At 74.6% G+C, this 17,403-nt stretch carries 16 protein-coding genes; 8 read left to right on the top strand and 8 right to left on the bottom strand.

What is annotated here, in order from left to right; translation table 11 throughout:
* The first annotated feature begins 465 nt into the window (after positions 1-465).
* Together rfbB and rfbD are read left to right on the top strand one after the other, a co-directional pair.
* The gene (gene rfbB, locus NV263_RS26585) at positions 466-1,455 is read left to right on the top strand and encodes a dTDP-glucose 4,6-dehydratase (protein ID WP_263249393.1); all 990 of its coding nucleotides are present in this window, start codon (positions 466-468) and stop codon (positions 1,453-1,455) included.
* Entirely contained in the window at positions 1,452-2,366 is a 915-nt protein-coding gene (gene rfbD / locus NV263_RS26580) for a dTDP-4-dehydrorhamnose reductase (RefSeq protein ID WP_263254389.1), read from the top strand. The genes rfbB and rfbD overlap by 4 nt, the downstream gene beginning before the upstream one ends.
* A 61-nt stretch (positions 2,367-2,427) precedes the next feature.
* On the opposite strand, the gene NV263_RS26575 is transcribed toward rfbD, so the two are convergent.
* The 3 genes from NV263_RS26575 to NV263_RS26565 are packed head-to-tail and all read right to left on the bottom strand — an operon-like array spanning position 2,428 to position 6,934.
* Positions 2,428-3,459: a glycosyltransferase family 4 protein gene (locus NV263_RS26575; RefSeq protein WP_263254388.1), complete on the bottom strand. Its 1,032-nt coding sequence runs from the start codon at positions 3,457-3,459 to the stop codon at positions 2,428-2,430.
* 7 nt (positions 3,460-3,466) lie between these two features.
* Positions 3,467-5,980, bottom strand: coding sequence for a glycosyltransferase (locus NV263_RS26570; RefSeq protein WP_263249391.1), 2,514 nt, complete (start codon positions 5,978-5,980; stop codon positions 3,467-3,469).
* Between the two features lie 15 nt (positions 5,981-5,995).
* The gene (locus NV263_RS26565; RefSeq protein ID WP_263249389.1) at positions 5,996-6,934 is read right to left on the bottom strand and encodes a glycosyltransferase family 2 protein; all 939 of its coding nucleotides are present in this window, start codon (positions 6,932-6,934) and stop codon (positions 5,996-5,998) included.
* Between the two features lie 45 nt (positions 6,935-6,979).
* Here NV263_RS26565 and NV263_RS26560 point away from each other — a divergent pair, with 45 nt between their 5' ends.
* The 3 genes from NV263_RS26560 to NV263_RS26550 all read left to right on the top strand — a co-directional run bounded on the left by NV263_RS26560 (position 6,980) and on the right by NV263_RS26550 (position 10,191).
* The gene (locus NV263_RS26560; RefSeq protein ID WP_263249388.1) at positions 6,980-8,062 is read left to right on the top strand and encodes a glycosyltransferase family 4 protein; all 1,083 of its coding nucleotides are present in this window, start codon (positions 6,980-6,982) and stop codon (positions 8,060-8,062) included.
* Between the two features lie 100 nt (positions 8,063-8,162).
* Positions 8,163-9,290, top strand: a complete 1,128-nt coding sequence (locus tag NV263_RS26555; RefSeq protein WP_263254387.1) for a glycosyltransferase family 4 protein — start codon at positions 8,163-8,165, stop codon at positions 9,288-9,290.
* Between the two features lie 28 nt (positions 9,291-9,318).
* Positions 9,319-10,191 carry a glycosyltransferase family 2 protein gene (locus tag NV263_RS26550; protein ID WP_263249386.1) on the top strand — a complete coding sequence of 291 codons (873 nt, stop codon included), beginning with the start codon at positions 9,319-9,321 and terminating at the stop codon, positions 10,189-10,191.
* 23 nt (positions 10,192-10,214) lie between these two features.
* Here NV263_RS26550 and NV263_RS26545 read toward each other — a convergent pair whose 3' ends face one another.
* Entirely contained in the window at positions 10,215-10,502 is a 288-nt protein-coding gene (locus NV263_RS26545) for a hypothetical protein (protein ID WP_380760191.1), read from the bottom strand.
* A 287-nt stretch (positions 10,503-10,789) separates the two neighbouring features.
* On the opposite strand from NV263_RS26545, the gene NV263_RS26540 reads away from it, so the two are divergent.
* Both NV263_RS26540 and NV263_RS26535 read left to right on the top strand, forming a co-directional pair.
* Positions 10,790-11,899 (top strand): mannose-1-phosphate guanylyltransferase, encoded by a 1,110-nt coding sequence (locus NV263_RS26540; RefSeq protein ID WP_263249382.1) that lies wholly within the window; start codon positions 10,790-10,792, stop codon positions 11,897-11,899.
* A complete protein-coding gene (locus NV263_RS26535) occupies positions 11,899-12,807 on the top strand; it encodes a DNA-3-methyladenine glycosylase family protein (RefSeq protein WP_263249380.1) in 909 nt (302 codons plus the stop codon). The genes NV263_RS26540 and NV263_RS26535 overlap by 1 nt, the downstream gene beginning before the upstream one ends.
* Before the next feature lie 104 nt (positions 12,808-12,911).
* Here the strand turns inward: NV263_RS26535 and NV263_RS26530 are convergent, their stop codons facing one another.
* From NV263_RS26530 to NV263_RS26515, 4 genes are read right to left on the bottom strand one after another with little or no spacing between them, the layout of a single operon-like run.
* Positions 12,912-13,448 (bottom strand): NUDIX hydrolase, encoded by a 537-nt coding sequence (locus NV263_RS26530; RefSeq protein WP_263249378.1) that lies wholly within the window; start codon positions 13,446-13,448, stop codon positions 12,912-12,914.
* A complete protein-coding gene (locus tag NV263_RS26525) occupies positions 13,445-14,788 on the bottom strand; it encodes a coenzyme F420-0:L-glutamate ligase (RefSeq protein ID WP_263249377.1) in 1,344 nt (447 codons plus the stop codon). Before NV263_RS26525 ends, NV263_RS26530 begins: the two co-directional genes overlap by 4 nt.
* A complete protein-coding gene (gene cofD / locus NV263_RS26520) occupies positions 14,785-15,789 on the bottom strand; it encodes a 2-phospho-L-lactate transferase (protein ID WP_263249375.1) in 1,005 nt (334 codons plus the stop codon). Before cofD ends, NV263_RS26525 begins: the two co-directional genes overlap by 4 nt.
* A 48-nt stretch (positions 15,790-15,837) precedes the next feature.
* Complete coding sequence (locus NV263_RS26515) at positions 15,838-16,584, bottom strand: site-2 protease family protein (protein WP_380760197.1); 747 nt, start codon at positions 16,582-16,584, stop codon at positions 15,838-15,840.
* Between the two features lie 509 nt (positions 16,585-17,093).
* Between NV263_RS26515 and NV263_RS26510 the strand changes: the two genes are divergently transcribed.
* Complete coding sequence (locus NV263_RS26510; protein ID WP_380760215.1) at positions 17,094-17,381, top strand: WhiB family transcriptional regulator; 288 nt, start codon at positions 17,094-17,096, stop codon at positions 17,379-17,381.
* Positions 17,382-17,403 lie beyond the last annotated feature (22 nt).

Raw genomic sequence — 17,403 nt, 5'->3', positions numbered from 1 at the left:
CGGGGGGGCGGCGGGTTTCGGTTCCGAGCGGGCGGCGGTGCGTCTTCTGCCCTCGTTCTGCTCCGGTCTGCGGTTCGGTCCGTTCGGACGTCCCGTTCGTCGCGCACCCTGGCCGCCCGCGGCGGTGGGCGCCGGCGGTCTGCCGGGCCCGCGGGGCGGGACGGGTCTGCCGGGCTGGCCCTGCGGGCCTGCTGGCCACCGCGGCCGGTCCTCCACGCCGATTCCTCCTTGGCCTGCGCGGCGAGCGTTACACCTTGGCGGGGTGATTTTGCTCGTGTTCGGTTGCAGGCTAGCGGTGATCAATACGCCGTGAGGTATGTCCTCGTGACACGGGTGATATCCCTCATATGGGTGAAGCGAGGTCGTCACTCACCGTAATGCGGGACTCTTCTCGTTGATCCCCTGGAGCGTGTCAGACTGCGGGCGCGGCCCGCGCACCGGGGCTGCACGGCAGGGAGGGGCAGGATGCGGATTCTGGTCACCGGCGGTGCCGGTTTCATCGGCTCGCACTACGTGCGCCAGCTGATCGGCGGTGCCTACCCGGCGTTCGCCGACGCCGAGGTCGTCGTGCTGGACAAGCTCACCTACGCGGGCAACGAGGACAACCTCGCCCCGGTCGCGGGCGACCGGCGGCTGGAGTTCGTCCGCGGCGACATCTGCGACCGGCCCTTGGTGGACCGGTTGATGCGGGGCGTCGACGTCGTGGTGCACTTCGCCGCCGAGACGCACGTGGACCGGTCGATCGAGGGCGCCGACGCGTTCGTGGTGACCAACGTCGTCGGCACCAACGCCCTGCTGCAGTCCGCCGTCGGCGCCGGGGTGGGCAAGTTCGTGCACGTCTCCACCGACGAGGTGTACGGCTCCATCGAGTCCGGCTCGTGGCCCGAAGATCACGCGCTGGAGCCGAATTCGCCGTACTCGGCGGCAAAAGCGGGTTCGGACCTGCTGGCGCGGGCCTACCACCGCACGCACGGGCTGCCGGTGTGCGTCACCCGGTGCTCCAACAACTACGGCCCCCACCAGTTCCCGGAGAAGGTGCTGCCGCTGTTCATCACGAACCTGCTGGACGGCGAGCCGGTCCCGCTGTACGGCGACGGCATGAACGTGCGGGACTGGCTGCACGTCGACGACCACTGCCGGGGCATCCAGCTCGTCGCCGAGTCCGGTCGGCCCGGCGAGGTCTACAACATCGGCGGCGGCACCGAACTGACCAACCGCGAGTTGACCGAGCGCCTGCTCGCCGAGATGGGCGCCGATCACTCGATGGTGCGGCCGGTCGCCGACCGCAAGGGGCACGACCGCCGCTACTCGGTGGACCACACCAAGATCGTCCGCGAACTCGGCTACGCCCCCGCGGTGGACTTCACCGAGGGGCTGCGCGACACCATCCGCTGGTACCGGGAGAACCGGGCCTGGTGGGAACCGCTGAAGAAGCGCGCGGCGGTGGCGCGATGACCGTCGCGGTGCTCGTCCCGGGCGGGCGCGGTCAACTCGGCTCCGAGCTGTCGCGCCTGGTGTCCGCGCGTCCCGGCGGCATGGTGCACGCGCCCGGCTCGGCGGAACTGGACATCACCGACGCCGAGGCGCTGGCCGACGCCGTCGACTCCTTCGCCGGGAGCGCGCGGGACGCCGAGCTGCGGCCGGTGGTGATCAACGCCGCCGCCTACACCGCCGTGGACGCGGCGGAGACCGACGCCGACAGCGCCCGCCGCCTCAACGCCGACGGCGCGGCGGCGCTGGCCGAGGCGTGCCGCGACGCCGGGGTCCCACTGCTGCACGTGTCCACCGACTACGTCTTCCCAGGCGACGCCGACCGGCCGTACGAACCCGACGACGAGACCGGTCCCAGCACCGTCTACGGGCGCACCAAGCTCGACGGCGAACGCGCGGTGCTCGACTCCGGTGCGCGCGCGTGGGTCGTGCGCACGGCGTGGGTCTACGGCGCGCACGGCCGGAACTTCGTCCGAACCATGGCCCGGCTGTCCGCCGAGCGCGACGTCGTGTCCGTGGTGGACGACCAGATCGGCTCGCCGACCTGGGCCGCCGACCTGGCCGGCGGCCTGCTGGAGCTCGCCGGTCTGGCGGCCCGGCGCCGCGGGCCCGAGCGGCGGGTGCTGCACTGCACCAACTCCGGGGCGGCCAGCTGGTGCGAGTTCGCCCGCGCGGTCTTCGCCGAGCTCGGTGAAGACCCCGACCGCGTCCGCCCCTGCACCAGTGCGGAGTTCCCCTCCCCGACACCCCGCCCGGCGTACTCCGTGCTGTCCGGTCGCGCGTGGCAGGCGTCCGGCCTCACTGCGCTGCGCCCGTGGCGCGACGCGCTCGCCGCGGCCTTCGCCGTCGACGGCCCGAAGCTGCGTTCCTCCTAGGGAGTGTTTCGGGAGTGCTTTGCGTGGCGTTCCGTTGGTACGGACGTCCTCGTAACCGGGTTCAGCCCACCGCCCGCCGGTAGGCCTCCAGCGTCGCCTCGGCGCACGCGCGCCAGGTGAACCGGGCGGCGTGGGCGCGGCGCGCGTCGGCGCCGTCGCGCGGTCGGGACAGCGCCTCGCGCAGCGCGTCCCGGAGCGCGTCGACGTCGTCGCGGGGGAACAGCGCCGCGTGCCCGGCGGTGACTTCGCGCAGCGCCGGGATGTCCGAGCACACCACCGGGATCCCGCAGGCCAGCGCTTCCAGCGCTGGCAGTCCGAACCCCTCGTCCCGCGACGGCAGCACCAGCGCGCTCGCCCCGGCGACGACGCGGCGCAGCACCGGGTCGGGCAGGTAGCCGGTGCGCGCGACGTCGGCGGGCCGCGATGCACCGGGCCCCGCGATCACCAGCGGCGGCAGGTCCGGCGCCAGCGCCCGCAGCAGCGTGTCCAGCCCCTTGCGGGGGCCGTCCGCGCCGACGAACAACAGGTACTCCGGCGGTAGTCCGAAGTGGACGCGCAAGGCCGGGTCCGGCGGTGCGGCGTCGAACCACGCGCGGTCGACGCCCAGCGGCGTCACGACCACCCCGTCGCGCGGCACGTCCCACCGGGCGCTCACCGCGTCGGCCACCGCGGCGGTGGGCGTGCACACGACGGCGGCCCGCTGCGCCGACCGGCGCGCCAGCGCGGGCAGATCGGGGTCGGCGAGCCGGGGATCGTCCAGGAAGGCCAGGTCGTGCACGGTGACCACGCCACGCGCCCGCAGCGGCGGCGGCAGCACGAAGTTCGTGCCGTGCACCACGTCGGCCCGTCCCGCGAGCAGTTCGACGGGCGGGAACGACCCGCGCGCCCAGCAGGCCCGCAGCAGTCGCGCGGGCAGCGGCGGCCCCACGGCCCGGGTCCCCGCCGGGACCGCGGACCGCAGGCCGCGCCAGCCCCGCGCGGTGAACCCGACCAGCCGGACGTCCACCAGGGACGCCAGCGCGTCCGCGAGCGACGCGGTGTAGCGCCCGATCCCGGTGCGACGGCCCAGCAGCGGCGTGCCGTCGGCCAGCACCCGCACGTCAGCGGCCGCGGTGCAGGCGCTCGGCGGCCAGCCGCCGGAGCCGTCCGGTGGCCCGCTTGGCGACCTCCAGCGGCCCGCCCGCGTCCAGGTAGTCGCGCAGCAGGGCCAGATCCCGCCGCACCGCCTCGCCCCGGCCCGGCGCGGGGGTGCGCACCAGCGGTCCGGACGCGGCGAGCCGGTCCGCGGCCGGGCGCGGGTCGCGGCAGAACTCGGTCAGCGGTGCCAACACGGATTCCCAGGTGAACCGCTCCCGCACCGGCACCATCCGGCGGCGGCACTCGGCCGCGAAGTCCTCGTCGTAGAGCACCCGCTCCAGGGCCCCCGCCAGCGCGTCCGGGTCCTCGGCGGGGACCACCACGCCGATGCCCTCCCGGCGCACCAGGTCGGCGAACGAGTCGCCGTCGGTGGTCACCACCGGCAGCCCGGACCACAGGTAGTCCAGCACCCGGGTGCGGAACGCGAACGTGGTCTCCACGTGCTCGAAGTGCGAGGTCACCCCGCAGTCGGCGTCCAGCAGGAAGTTCTGCCGCTCGCCGTAGGGAACCCAGGTCTCGTTGAAGAACACGACCTCGTCGGTGAGCCCGAGCCGCCGGGACAGCGAGCGGGTCCGCTCCGCCATGCCCATCTCCGGCACGTCCGGGTTCGGGTGCTTCATGCCGAGGAAGAACAACCGCACGTCGTCGCGCCGCCGGGACAGCCGGTGCACGGCGTGCAGCAACGTCAGCGGGTCGAACCAGCTGTAGACGCCCCCGGCCCACAGGACCACCTTGTCGTCGGCGGTGATCCCCGGTCGCACGCCCTTGATCGCCGGTCCGGTGCGGCGCGGCGCCACCGACGGCAGGCCGAACGGCACCACCGACAGCAGCGACCGCACGGTCGGGTCGCTGTCGTAGAGCCCGGGCGTCAACCGGCCCAGCGAGGCCAGGTGGCCCAGCCAGAAGTGCCGCTGCCGCTCGGACGCGCACAGGAAGAAGTCGCCGCGCCGCAGCTGGGAGTTGAGCACCTTGGTGACGCCCTGCAGGTCCTTCGCCCGGCGCTCGTCGTCGGTGTCGCGGCCCTGCTCCAGCAGTTCCAGGTGCATCGGGTCGTAGACGTCGCAGACCACGACCTTGGTCGAGTCGAGGTCCTTCAGCGACGGCACCATCTCCAGCACGTGCCCCTGCAGCACGACCACGTCGGCCCAGTCCACGTGCGCGGCCAGCTCGCGCCGCCGGGCCGCCACCACCGGGAACCGCGACTCCGGCGGGCTGACCCGGTCGTTGACGCTGACCAGCCGGACCTCGTGCTCGGCGGCGAGCACGTCGGCCATGTGCCAGGCGCGGATCGCCGGACCGGCCATGCGCTCGGTCACCGCGTCGCCGGTGATCACCGCGATCTTGCGCGGACGGCCGAACACCCCGTCCAGCTCGAACGCCTCCACCAGCGCGTCGTGCGCGGCCAGGTAGCGCGGCAGCGGGTACGCCGGCTCCATCGCCTTGCGCATCAGCGGAACCAGGTCCGCGTCGGTGCGCACCCGGTCCCGCTGCTCCTGTTCGCGGGACTTCTTCAGCGACGGCAGCAGTTCCACGAACTGGTCGATGGCCAGCATCCCGGCCAGCGCGGACCGGTCGAGCGGGACCGCGGCGCCGTCCTCGCCGCCCTCCGGGCGGCGGGTGATCTCCAGCTGCGTCGGGTCGACCTCGCCGCGCGCGGTCGCCCGCCGCACCGCCAGCGCCAGCGCGGCGGGCAGCGCCTTCGCCAGCGTCTCGTCCGAGACGTTCTTGTACAGCGTCGCCAGCGCGTTGCGCTCCAGCAGGTAGTGCTCGCGCGCCTCGGAGATCCCCGCCATCGACGCGTGGTGGCGGTGGTAGGCCAGCGACCGCGGCTCGTAGCGGACCCGCCAGCCGCGCAGGTTCAGCCGCCAGCCCAGGTCGACGTCCTCGTAGAACATGAAGTAGCGCTCGTCGAAACCGCCGAGCGCGGCGAACAGCTCGGCGCGCACGAACAACGCCGAACCGGTGCCGAACAGCACGTCCCGCGCGGCGTCGTGCGAACCGTCGTCCACTTCGCCGGCGTGCCGCTTGTACCCCATGCCGAACCAGGTCAGCCCGCCGTCGACGAAGTCGACGTGGCGGCCCTCCCAATCCAGCACCTTGCTGGCCACCGCACCGACCGTCGGCTCCGCCCGCAGCGCGGCGACCGCCGCGCGCACCCACTCCCGGTGCGGCCGGGCGTCGTTGTTCAGGAACGCCAGCACCTGACCGTTCGCGTGCCGCGCGGCGAGGTTGCAGCCCCCGGCGAAACCGAGGTTGTCGCCCGACTCGACCACCCGGACCGCAGGCTCGGCCGCCCGGATCCGCTCGGCACCGCCGTCCCCGGAGGCGTTGTCGACGCAGACCACCTCCAGCCGGTCGGCCGGGTAGTCGAGGTCCTCGCGCACCGCGCGCAGGCATTCGATCGTGTCGTCGGCGCCCCGGTGGTTGACCAGGATCACCGACACCAGGGGCAGGACGCTGTCGGACGTTTCAGCCACGCACCCAAGATTGCCCTATCGCCCGGCCGGGTGGTCGTGGGGTCGCGAACCCGCCCACCCGCGCCACACCGCCTCGCGCGGCACCGCGGCGATCCGGGAGATCCGGCGGCGGGCGCGCAGTGCCGCGGGCAGCGCCGCGGCGACCTCGGCGAGCACGCGGAGCCGCACGGCGACGCGGAAGTTCGCCGCGTCCGGGACGCGGCGGCGCAGCGGCAGCGCGAACGTGATCACCGCGAAGCGGGCGAGCTCGCGCAGCGCGATCCGCGCCGGAGCGCAGCGCAGCAGCATGACCAACCGGTTCCGCTCGTTCCAGCGGTGGAACGGCACCGAGCCCGGCCGGGTGCTGGCGCCGTGCAGGTGGCGGGCGCGGGCCCGGGGCGCGCGGACCACGCGGTACCCGGCGAGCCGCAGCCGCCAGGAGACGTCGGTGTCCTCGTAGTAGCAGAAGAACCGCGCCGGGACGCCGCCGACGGCGCGCAGCGCGTCGGTGCGCAGCAGCGCCGCCCCGCCGCAGAACCCGAACACCGGACCACCGGTCGCGTCGGCGCCGTGACCGTCGGCGGTCAGCCGCACGCCGGTCGACTGGACCGCGCCGTCCGGACCGCGCAGCACCGACGACGCCGCGGCGACCCGCTCGTCGCCGTCCAACGCCTCCTCCAGGGCGGCCAACCAGCCCGGCTCCGGGGCGGCGTCGTCGTTGAGCCACGCCACGTACGGCGTCCGCACCCGCGCCAGCGCCGCCGCGACACCTCCGGCGTAGCCGAGGTTGCGGGGCAGCCGCAGAACGTCGACGGGGCGGTCGGCGAGCAGGTCGGACGTGCCGTCGCGGGAGGCGTTGTCCACCACGATCGTCCGATGTGGACGGTCCTGGGCGGCTAGCGCGTCGAGGCAGGAGCCCAGGTGCGCCCGGCCCCGCCAGGTCACCACCACGACGGTGCTGCGCACGGGATCCACGGAACCCGACAGTAGTCGGCGTCCCGACCGTGGCAGGCTGACCGGGTGCCCGAGCTGGTCGCCATCGCCGAGCAACTGCTCGCCCCGGTCCCCGGCGGCACCGGCCGCTACACCGCCGAGCTGCTGCGCGCGATGGCCGCCACCGCACCCGACGGCTGGGAGCTGACCGGCGTCGTCAGCCGCTCCGGCGACCCGGACGCCGCCCGCGTGCCCGGAGTCCGGGGCCCGCGCGTGCTGCCGCTGCCGCGCCGCGCCCTGGTCGCCGCCTGGGAACGCGGCATCCCGCTGTGGCCCGGCGGCGACTCGGTGCACGCCATGACGCCGCTCGCCCCGCCCGCCCGCCGCGGCCGGGGCCTGGTGGTCACCGTCCACGACACGGTCCCGTGGACCCACCCCGGGACGCTGACCCCGCGCGGCGCGGCCTGGCACCGCCGCGCGGTGCGGCGAGCCGCGCGCGCCGCCGACGCCCTGGTGGTGCCCACCCGGACCGTCGCCGAGGACCTCCGCGACCGCATCCGCCCCGCGGCCGGGGTCCACGTCGTCGGCGAAGGCGTCCCGCCGGCGCTGCTCGCCGAACCCGACCCGGCGGTGGCCCGCCGGCTCGCGCTCCCCCGGGAGTACGTGCTCGCCATCGGCACCGTCGAACCGCGCAAGGGCTACGAGCACCTGGTCCGCGCCATGGCGGAACCGGTCGCGCCCGACATCCCGCTGCTCGTCGTTGGCCGTCCCGGCTGGGGAGCGGTCCGGCTCGACCACCCCGGCGCCGACGTCCGGCTGCTCGGCCCGGTGGACGACGCCGAACTCGCGGTGCTGCTGCGCGGCGCGACCGCGCTGGCCGCGCCCAGCCTCGCCGAGGGGTTCGGGCTGCCGCTGGTCGAGGCGATGGCGCTCGGGGTCCCGGTGGTGCACTCGGACGCGCCCGCGCTGGTGGAGGTCGCCGGCGGCGCCGGGGTCGTCGTGCCGCGCGCCGACCCCGCGGCGCTGGCCGCCGCGCTCGCCGAGGTGGTCCGGAACGCCGACCGCCGGGCGGCCCTGTCCGCCGCGGGGCTGCGCCGGGCCGCGGACTTCACCTGGGAGGAGGCGGCCCGCGCGGTGTGGCGGATCCACCTCGACATCGCCGCGGGATGATCGCATGATCACCCTCCGGCGCCAACGGTTTTTCCCGGACTCGCCACCGATCGGGTGGCGCTGCCCGTAGTCTGCCCGCGTGCACAGAGGTGAGCCGCGCATCCTCATCGACGCCACCGCGGTACCCGCGGACCGGGGCGGAGTCGGCCGGTACGTCGACTCGCTGCTGGCCGCCCTCGACGCCGACGGCACCCCGCTCGCGGTCGCCTGCCAGCCCCGCGACGCCGAGCTGTACGCCACCCTCGCCCCGCGCACCGAGATCGTCCCGGCCGCCGAGACCGTCGCCACCCGCACCTCGCGGCTGACCTGGGAGCAGACCACCCTGCCGGTGCTGGTGCGCCGCCTCGGCGTGGACGTCCTGCACTCGCCGCACTACACGACCCCGCTGGCCAACCCGGCCGCCTCGGTGGTCACCCTGCACGACGCGACGTTCTTCACCGACCCCGCGCTGCACTCGCCGGTCAAGGCCCGCTTCTTCCGCGCCTGGACCCGCGCCGCGCTGCGCCGCGCGACGCTGTGCGTGGTGCCGAGCCGGGCGACGGCCGCCGAGCTGGCCCGCACCATCGGCGCCGACCGCTCGCGGATGCAGGTGATGTACCACGGCGTCGACCCCGGACGGTTCCACCCGCCGACCCCCGAGGACGTCGACGCGGTGCGCGACCGGCTTGGCCTGTACGACCAGCCCTACGTGGCGTTCCTGGGCGCGCTGGAACCGCGCAAGAACGTGCCCGCGCTGATCGAGGGCTTCGCGCTCGCCGTCCGCCGGCGCTCGACGGCCCCCGCCCTGGTGCTGGCGGGGCAACCCGGCTGGGACACCCGGGTGGAGCGCGCGCTGGCCGCCGTGCCGCACCGGATCCGGGTCATCCGCGCCGGGTACCTGCCGTTCCGCCGGTTGCCCGGGTTCCTCGGCGGCGCCGACGTGGTCGCCTACCCCAGCCTCGGCGAGGGCTTCGGGCTGCCGGTGCTGGAGGCGATGGCCTGCGGCGCCGCCGTGCTGACCACCCGCAGACTCAGCCTCCCCGAGGTCGGCGGCGACGCGGTCGCCTACTGCGGCATCGACGCCGTGGACATCGCGGAGGGCCTGACCGAGCTGCTCGACGACCCCGCGCGGCGGGCCGACCTGGCCGTGGCCGCCGAACGCCGGGCCAAGGAGTTCAGCTGGGCGGCCTGCGCCGCCCAGCACCGCACCGCCTACGCCCGCGCCCACCACGCCCACCGGCGCTCGTGACGCACCGCGTTCGGCAGAATGGGGCGGCGTGACCGACGCCCGCACCTACGGCGACGAGCTCGCCGTCGTCATCGTGACCTACTCGCCCGGCGAGACCCTGGAGCGGTTCCTCGACACCCTGGACAAGGCCACCGAACGGCCGGTCCGGGTGGTGCTCGCCGACAACGGCTCCACCGACGGCGTGCCGGAACGCGTGGCCGCCGAACGCGCGAACGTCGACTTCGTGCCCACCGGGGGCAACCTCGGCTACGGCGGCGGTGTGAACCGCGGCGTCGCCGAGCTGGGCGACGAGTACGGCTGGGTGGTCATCGCCAACGCCGATCTGGAATGGCGCGCAGGCGCCCTCGACGAGCTGCTCGCCGCCGCCGACCGCTGGCCGCGCGCCGGCGCCCTCGGCCCGCTGATCCGCGAGCCCAGCGGCGAGGTGTACCCCTCGGCGCGGCTGCTGCCGTCCCTGGGGCGTGGCGCGGGTCACGCCGTGTTCGGCAAGGTCTGGCCGGGCAACCCGTGGACCCGCGCCTACCGGCAGTCCGAAGCGGCGGTCACCGAGCGCACCGCGGGCTGGCTGTCCGGCTCCTGCCAGCTGCTGCGCCGCGAGGCGTTCGACTCGGTGCACGGCTTCGACCCGCGCTACTTCATGTACTTCGAGGACGTCGACCTCGGCGACCGGCTGGGCCGCGCGGGCTGGTTGAACGTCTACGTGCCGTCCGCGGAGATCATGCACATCGGCGGCCACTCGACCTCGAAGTCCTCGGCCCGGATGCTCGCCGAGCACCACACCAGCGCCTACCGCTACCTCGCCGACCGGCACCGCGGCCCGGCCTGGGCCCCGGTCCGCCTGGCCCTCAAGCTCGCCCTGACCGCCCGCGCCAAGATCGAGATCCGCGGCTCCCGCACCTGACCGGTGTCCCGCTCCCGGCGGGATCAGTACTGCGGGTACTGCTGGTTGGCCGCCTGCGAACCGAGCGGGCCGAACTCGTTGGGGCCGCGCTGCGTCTGGTAGGGGTTCGGCGGCAACTGGCCGTAGTCCTCGGTGGGCCAGCCGTGACCCTGCTCCGGCTGCCGCTGGGGCTGCGGCCGCTGCTGCGGCGCGGACTGCTGGGGCGCGGTCTGCTGCGGCGGCGGTGCGATGGCCCGCATGGTGTCGGTCGACTCACCGTCGGCCTCCTGCACGACCTCGCGGGGGATGCGGACGGTGGTGGCGGCGTCCATCGGCGAGGTGGCGTTGTCGGGTGTGACGACGAACGCGCCTCGTGCCCGCGCACGAGCAAGTGCTTCGTCGGCTCGGTGGCGCGGGTCCATAGGGGTGCCCTCTCAGTCCTTCGCCGGGGTCGGTGGTCCGCTCTCGGGCGCCGGACGCCACCCGAACGGGCGGGCCCGATGCCCATTATGACGCGGCCCCTGCCAGAGTATTCCCCCCAATGGGTTTTCGTCGCGGGGAACCGGCGACGCCTGAGCCGTCCGCTGCGCCGAAGCGGTGAGAGGGAGGAACAACGCACATGTCCGCCGATGCGCAGGCCCCGGCAGTCGACGCGCCCCTGACCGGCGCCGAAGCGGTCGTGCTGGTCGGGGGGCGGGGGATGCGCCTGCGCCCGCTGACGCTGTCCGCCCCCAAGCCGATGCTGCCGACCGCGGGCGTGCCGTTCCTGAGCCACCTGCTGTCCCGGATCAGGCAGGCGGGCATCCGGCACGTGGTGCTCGGCACGTCCTACAAGGCCGAGGTGTTCGCCGAGCACTTCGGCGACGGGTCCCGGTTCGGCCTGGACCTGGAGTACGTGGTCGAGGAGGAACCGCTGGACACCGCGGGCGCGGTCCGCAACGTCGCGGACCGGCTGCGCGCCGACGACGTGCTGGTGTTCAACGGCGACATCATCTCCGGCGTCGACCTGCGCGGACTGGTCGCCACCCACCGCGACAACGCGGCGGACGTCACACTGCACCTGGTCAAGGTCGACGACCCGCGCCGCTTCGGCTGCGTGCCCACCGATGCGGCGGGCAGGGTCACCGCGTTCCTGGAGAAAACCGACAACCCGCCGGTGGACCAGATCAACGCGGGCTGCTACGTGTTCCGCCGCCCGGTGATCGACGCCATCCCGGCGGGCCGCCCGGTGTCCGTCGAGCGCGAGACCTTCCCGGGACTGCTCGACGCGGGCGCGCGCCTGCAGGGCCACGTCGACGCCTCGTACTGGCTGGACATGGGCACTCCCGAGGCGTTCGTCCGCGGCTCGGCGGACCTGGTGCTCGGCGTGGTGCCGTCGGCCGCCCTGCCCGCCGAGCCGGGCGAGGCGCTGCTCCTGCCCGGCGCCGAAGTCGCCGGTGACGCGGACGTGCGCGGCGGCAGCACCATCGGCCGCGGTTGCACCGTCGGGCCCGGTGCGCGGGTGACCGGTTCGGTGCTGTTCGACGGCGCCCGGATCGGCGCGGGCGCCGTGGTGGAGCGGTCGGTGATCGGCGCGAACGCCCAGGTCGGGCCGGGTTCGGTGGTGCGCGGAGCGATCATCGGCGACGGTGCGACCATCGGGGAGAGGTGTGAACTGCTGGACGGGATCCGGGTGTGGCCGGGCGTGGAGATCCCCGCCGTCGGCGTCCGGTTCTCGGCCGACGCGTGATGGATGACGATGCCCTGACCCGGACCTGGCGCCCGCCGTTCCCGCTGGACCTGCGCCGCGTGCTCGCCCCGCTGCGGCGGGGCCTCGGCGATCCGACGATGCGCGTCGACCCGGACGCCGTGTGGCGCGCGACGACGACCGCCGCCGGTCCGGCGACGCTGCGCCTGGGCCGGGACGGCTCGGGCGTGGTCGCGACCGCGTGGGGCCCGGGTGCCCGCGCGGTGCTGGACGGCGTGCCCGACCTGCTGGGCGCCTCGGACGACGACGCGGGCTTCGCGGCGGTGCACGACGTCGTCGAGCGGGGCCGACGGCTGTCGCACGGCGTGCCGCTGTCGTCCTCCGGACGGGTGTGGGACGTGCTGGTCGCCGCGGTGCTGGAGCAGAAGGTCACCAACCGGGAGGCGTGGCGGTCCTGGCGCGAGCTCTGCCGCCGCTTCGGCACCCCGGCCCCCGGCCCGGCCGACGACCTCCGCGTACCGCCGGACCCGGTGCAGCTGCGCCGGATCCGGGACTGGGAGTGGCACCGCATCGGCGTCGACGGCGCCCGCCGCCGCACGCTGCTCGCGGCCGCCTCGGTGGCCGGACGGCTGGAACGCGCGGTCCGGCTGCGCGGTGAAGCGGGCCGCGACCTGCTGCGGCACGTGCCGGGCATCGGCCCGTGGACGGCGGCGGAGGTCGCGCAACGGGCCTGGGGCGACCCGGACGCGGTCAGCGTCGGCGACTTCCACCTGTCCACGATCGTCGGCCTGGCCCTGACCGGCCACCCCCTCGACGACGACGGCATGCTCGACGCGCTCGCCCCCTACGCCGGACAGCGCCACCGCGCGGTCCGCTACCTCAGCGCCGCGGGCGTGCACCGCCCCCGCTACGGCCCGCGCATGCCGGCCCGCGACTACCGGCGGATGTGACGGCGGAACGCAACTCCCGGTCGAAGTGCTGCACGTCCTGCGCGGACCGGCGGCAGGCGACGAGATCACCGCCGGCCGCGCGGCCGACGGTGCTCCAGTGGCGGCTACAGCCGCCGCCGGGCCGCGGTGACCAGGGCGTGCACGTCGGTCTCCGCGGGGAGCGCGTCCACCGGCCACCAGCGCAGGTCCAGGGACTCGTCGCTGCGCCGCGGCTCGGCGCCTTCCGGGGCGCGGACCAGGAAGCGCACGTCGAAGTGGCGCGTCGGGCGCCCCAGCGAGCAGGTGATCGGGTGGACGTCCAAGTGCACCGGCTCCGGCTCCACCCGCAGACCGTCCACACCGGACTCCTCGACGGCCTCCCGCAGCGCCGCCCCGGCCAGCGAGGTGTCCTGCGGTTCGCAGTGACCGCCGAGCTGCAACCACAGCCCGACGCGCGGGTGCAACGTCAACAGCACCCGCTCGCCGCTCGGGTCGACCACCAGCGCCGAAGCGGTCACGTGCCCGGGTTCGCACGCGCGCAGGCACGCGTCCTCGCGGGCGTCCACCAGCGCCAGGAACGCGTGCCGCAGCGCCTCCTGCTGGGGGTCGTCGGGGCGCCACTCGCCGAGCAGGCGCACCACGTCGGAATGCGGTCCGCTCACAGTTCCACCAGTCCGTCGTCGAGCTCGCGGGGCGGTCGGGGGCCGTCGACGGGCTCGGCGGGATGTCCGACGGCGACCGCGCCCAGCGGTTCCCACTCGGCGGGCAGGTCCAGCGCCGCGCGGACCACGTCCGGGCAGAACAGCGTCGACGACACCCAGCACGACCCGAGGTCCTCGGCCGCCAGCGCCACCAACAACCCCTGCACCGCCGCGCCGCCCGCGACGGTGAACATGTCGCGCTCCGCACCCGCGCGGCGCTCGTCGGGGTAGTCGTGCGCGCCGTCGCGCAGCAGGAACGGCAGCACGATCTCGGGCGCCGAGTAGAGCAGCTTCCCGCGGTCCGCGCGCCGCTGCGCCGCCTGCTCGGAACGGCCGTCGGCGCGCAGGTCGTCCAGCCACGCCGTGCGCATCGCGTCCAGCAGCTTCGTCCGCAGTGGACGGTCGCGCAGCCACACGAACCGGACCGGGCGGGTGTGGTGCGGCGCGGGTGCCGTCAGCGCGGCGCCGACCGCGCGGCGCACCGCCTCCGGGTCCACCGGCTCGGCGCCGAAGGAGCGCACCGAGCGGCGCATCAGCACCGCCTCCCGGCGGCCCTGCGCCAACGCCTCGGCGGTGCCCAGCCGGAACAGGTCCTCCTCCACCGGGCGCACCAGGTCCCGCGCCGTCGAGCCGTCGTCCTCGGTGGTCAGACCGCGCAGCACCGCCACCGGCACGCCGCCGAGCTTGCCCTTGACCAGGTCGGCCGCGGCGGCGACCTCGTCGGCCACCGCGACCTCGGTGACCGCGAGCTCGTTGCCCTGCGAGTCGGTGCTGCCCGCGTAGCGGTGCAGCACGCCCAGGCCCGCCGACCCGATCGCCACGTCGGTCTGCCCGACCCGCCAGGTGCGGCCCATGGTGTCGGTCACCACGACGGCGACCCGCACGCCCAGCCGCTCCGCGAGCCCGTCGCGCAGCCGCCGCGCCGAGGCGTCCGGGTCCTCGGGCAGCAGCGCGATCTGGTCCCGGGCCACGTTGGAGGCGTCCACACCGGACGCCGCCTGGACCACGCCCAGCCGGTTGCGGGTGATCAGGAACCGGTCGCGGCGCGCCAGCACGTCGGTGGCCTCGGCGAGCACCGCTTCGCGGCGCAGCCGGTCCCGCTCCTCCGGGTCGGTCGGCGTCGACAGCATCCGGCCCTCGACCTTGGAGACCACCTTGCTGGTGATCACCACGACGTCGCCGTCGCTGAGCCACGGCGCGGCGGCGGCCACGGCCGCGGCCAGGTCGTCACCGGGCCCGAACTCCGGCAGGCCGGTGACGGCGACCAGCCGCAGTCCTGCGGTGGCGGCGTGGTCCCTCATCGCGTCACCTCTCCGAGCCCGGCCAGGTCGAACGCCGCCCGCACCATCGCCGCGGTGGCGTCCACATCGGACATCAGCAGCGGGACGGCGCGCACGTCCACGCCGGGGACGTCCGCGTCGTCGCCGGTGTGCACCAGCCAGCCGTCCAGGATCCCCTCGGCGTCGCGCGAACGGGAGCCGTAGTGCCGACCGACCGCCTCGGCGGTCGTGTCGACCCCGATCGCCGCCAGGCAGGCGTCGGCCATGCCGCGCAACGGCTTGCCGCCGATGATCGGCGACACCCCCACCACCGGTGCCGACGTCTCCCGGAGCGCGGCGCGGAAACCCGGCACCGCCAACAGCGTTCCGATGCTGACCACCGGGTTCGACGGGGCGAGCAGCACCACGTCGGCCCGGGCGACCGCGTCCAGCGCGGCGGGCGCGGGCGTGGCCTCCTCGGCACCGACCGGCACGATCGCCCGCGCCGCGGGCTCGGCGCGGTGCCGCACCCACCACTCCTGGAAGTGCACCGCGCGCGGCCGCTGCTCGTCCGGGTCCTCGATGGCGACGTGCGTCTCGACGCGGTCGTCGGTCACCGGCAGCAGCCGCACACCGGGCTTCCACCGGTCGCACAACGCCTCGGTGACCTCGGACAGCGAGTAGCCCGCGCGCAGCATCCGGGAGCGCACCAGGTGCGTGGCGATGTCCCGGTCGCCGAGCCCGAACCACGTCGGCTCCGCTCCGTAGGCGGCCAGTTCCTCCCGGACCGACCAGGTCTCGTCGACGCGACCCCAGCCCTTCGCCGAGTCGATGCCGTCGCCGAGCGTGTACATGCAGGTGTCGAGGTCGGGGCAGACCCGCAGGCCGTGCATCCACACGTCGTCACCGACGTTGACCACCGCGCTGATCTCGTGCCCCGCGGGCTGCTCCGGCTCGCCGACCGCGGGCAGCCCGAGAGCGGCCTTGACGCCGAGCAGGAACCGCGCGCCGCCGACTCCGCCGACCAGAACTACGACCTTCACAGCCCCGATCCTCGCACGGCGTGCCGCCGTCGGGACCGAGAACCTGCGTCACTCCCAGAACCTGAACAACGCCGACCCGGTCATCGCCAACATCGGGTCGCCGCCCACGAGCCCGTAGACCAGGAACGCCAGCCGGAAGAAGACGGTCCCCACCACCGGAACGCCGAGCAGCAGCAGGAACAGCACCAGCGGCGCCCACGGCCGCGCCTTCTCGCCGAACTCCCGCGCCGGACCCGACAGCCACGGTTCGAGCGCGCCGTACCCGTCCAGCCCGGGGATCGGCAGGATGTTCAGCACGAACGCGATGACCTGGAGGAAGGCGAGGTAGGACAGCCCGGCCGCCAGGGCCACCGGCATCGGCGCGGTCGCCACCGCGCCGGTCAGCAGCAACCCGAGCACGAGGTTGGTGCCCGGCCCGGCCAGCGACACCATCGACTCGACCCGCCGGTCGCGCAGCGCGTGGTGGTTGATCCACACCGCTCCGCCGGGCAGCGGGATCCCGCCGATGGCGACGAAGATCAGCGGTAGCACGATGCTCAGCACCGGATCCGTGTAGTGCCGGGGATCCAGCGACAGGTAGCCCTTCGCGCGCACCGCCCGGTCCCCGCCCCGGTACGCGGTGATCGCGTGGCCGAACTCGTGCAGGCACAACGATGTCGCCCAGCCGCCCAGCACGATCAGCACCACGCCGCCGATCTGCGCGGCATGGCTGCTCGTGCAGGCCAGCACACCGCCGAGCGCGGTCGCGCCGACCAGCCCGAGGAACAGGGGGCTAATTCGCACCGAAGAACTCATCACCTCACCAGTGTCCCCGTTCTCGGGCGGCGGAGGTGACCATCCGGTGGTATCCATTGATCATGAAAGGGACTGATGCGCCTTCCGGAGTATCCGCCCGTGCGCCGAAAGTGCTCATCCGGTGACGCTGGGCAGGGGTCCTGGGTTCATCCCCCTACGGAAGGTTCCCGCTTGACCGCAAGGAGCTACACGGGTGTAATCACAGCAGTGTCATTCTCCGCTGAAAGGACTGTCCGCCGCGTGGGCGGACGCGCGGCGGCCGGTCGGGTGTCGGGAGACCCGACCGGGAAATCGGTCGACCGGGGCTCCGCCGGTCGGTGAGAGGGCGGGCGGAGCGAGTGGTCGGCGAGGCGGCGACCGCCGTCGGACCAGCGGGTCCCCGCGTGATGAGCGGGGACGCCGAAATCCGCGACGAGGAGTGCGTCCTGTTCGTGGCCCTGGGGAGGGCCCGCGGGAATTGGGAGAAATCGGGGGAAGGCCGAATGTGGGAGACGACAGAGGGCCGGTTGATGGAGCGGGGGGACGCTCAGCTCGCCGAACTCGACGTCCTGGCCGGTCTGTTCGAGCTCGACGAGGAAGAACAGGAATGGCAGGAACGCGCGCTGTGCGCGCAGACCGATCCGGAGGCGTTCTTCCCGGAGAAGGGCGGCTCGACCCGCGAGGCGAAACGCATCTGCGCGGGATGCGAGGTTCGTGCCGAGTGCTTGGAATACGCGCTGGAGCACGACGAACGCTTCGGCATTTGGGGCGGGCTGTCCGAAAGGGAGCGTCGCAAGCTCAAGCGCCGCGCGGTCTGATCGTCGGCTGAGCGTTCTTCCG

This window comes from Saccharopolyspora rosea, assembly GCF_025643595.1.
Classification (GTDB): Bacteria; Actinomycetota; Actinomycetes; order Mycobacteriales; family Pseudonocardiaceae; genus Saccharopolyspora; species Saccharopolyspora rosea.
Note: the sequence above shows the minus strand (reverse complement) of the source record. Positions and strands in the feature narration are given on the sequence as shown.

Coding starts and splice junctions, on each gene's coding strand:
- rfbB (WP_263249393.1), top strand. CDS start 466: ATGCGGATTCTGGTCACCGGCGGTGCCGGTTTCATCGGCTCGCACTAC.
- rfbD (WP_263254389.1), top strand. CDS start 1,452: ATGACCGTCGCGGTGCTCGTCCCGGGCGGGCGCGGTCAACTCGGCTCC.
- NV263_RS26545 (WP_380760191.1), bottom strand. CDS start 10,502: ATGGACGCCGCCACCACCGTCCGCATCCCCCGCGAGGTCGTGCAGGAG.
- NV263_RS26540 (WP_263249382.1), top strand. CDS start 10,790: ATGTCCGCCGATGCGCAGGCCCCGGCAGTCGACGCGCCCCTGACCGGC.
- NV263_RS26535 (WP_263249380.1), top strand. CDS start 11,899: ATGGATGACGATGCCCTGACCCGGACCTGGCGCCCGCCGTTCCCGCTG.
- NV263_RS26525 (WP_263249377.1), bottom strand. CDS start 14,788: ATGAGGGACCACGCCGCCACCGCAGGACTGCGGCTGGTCGCCGTCACC.
- NV263_RS26515 (WP_380760197.1), bottom strand. CDS start 16,584: ATGAGTTCTTCGGTGCGAATTAGCCCCCTGTTCCTCGGGCTGGTCGGC.
- NV263_RS26510 (WP_380760215.1), top strand. CDS start 17,094: ATGGAGCGGGGGGACGCTCAGCTCGCCGAACTCGACGTCCTGGCCGGT.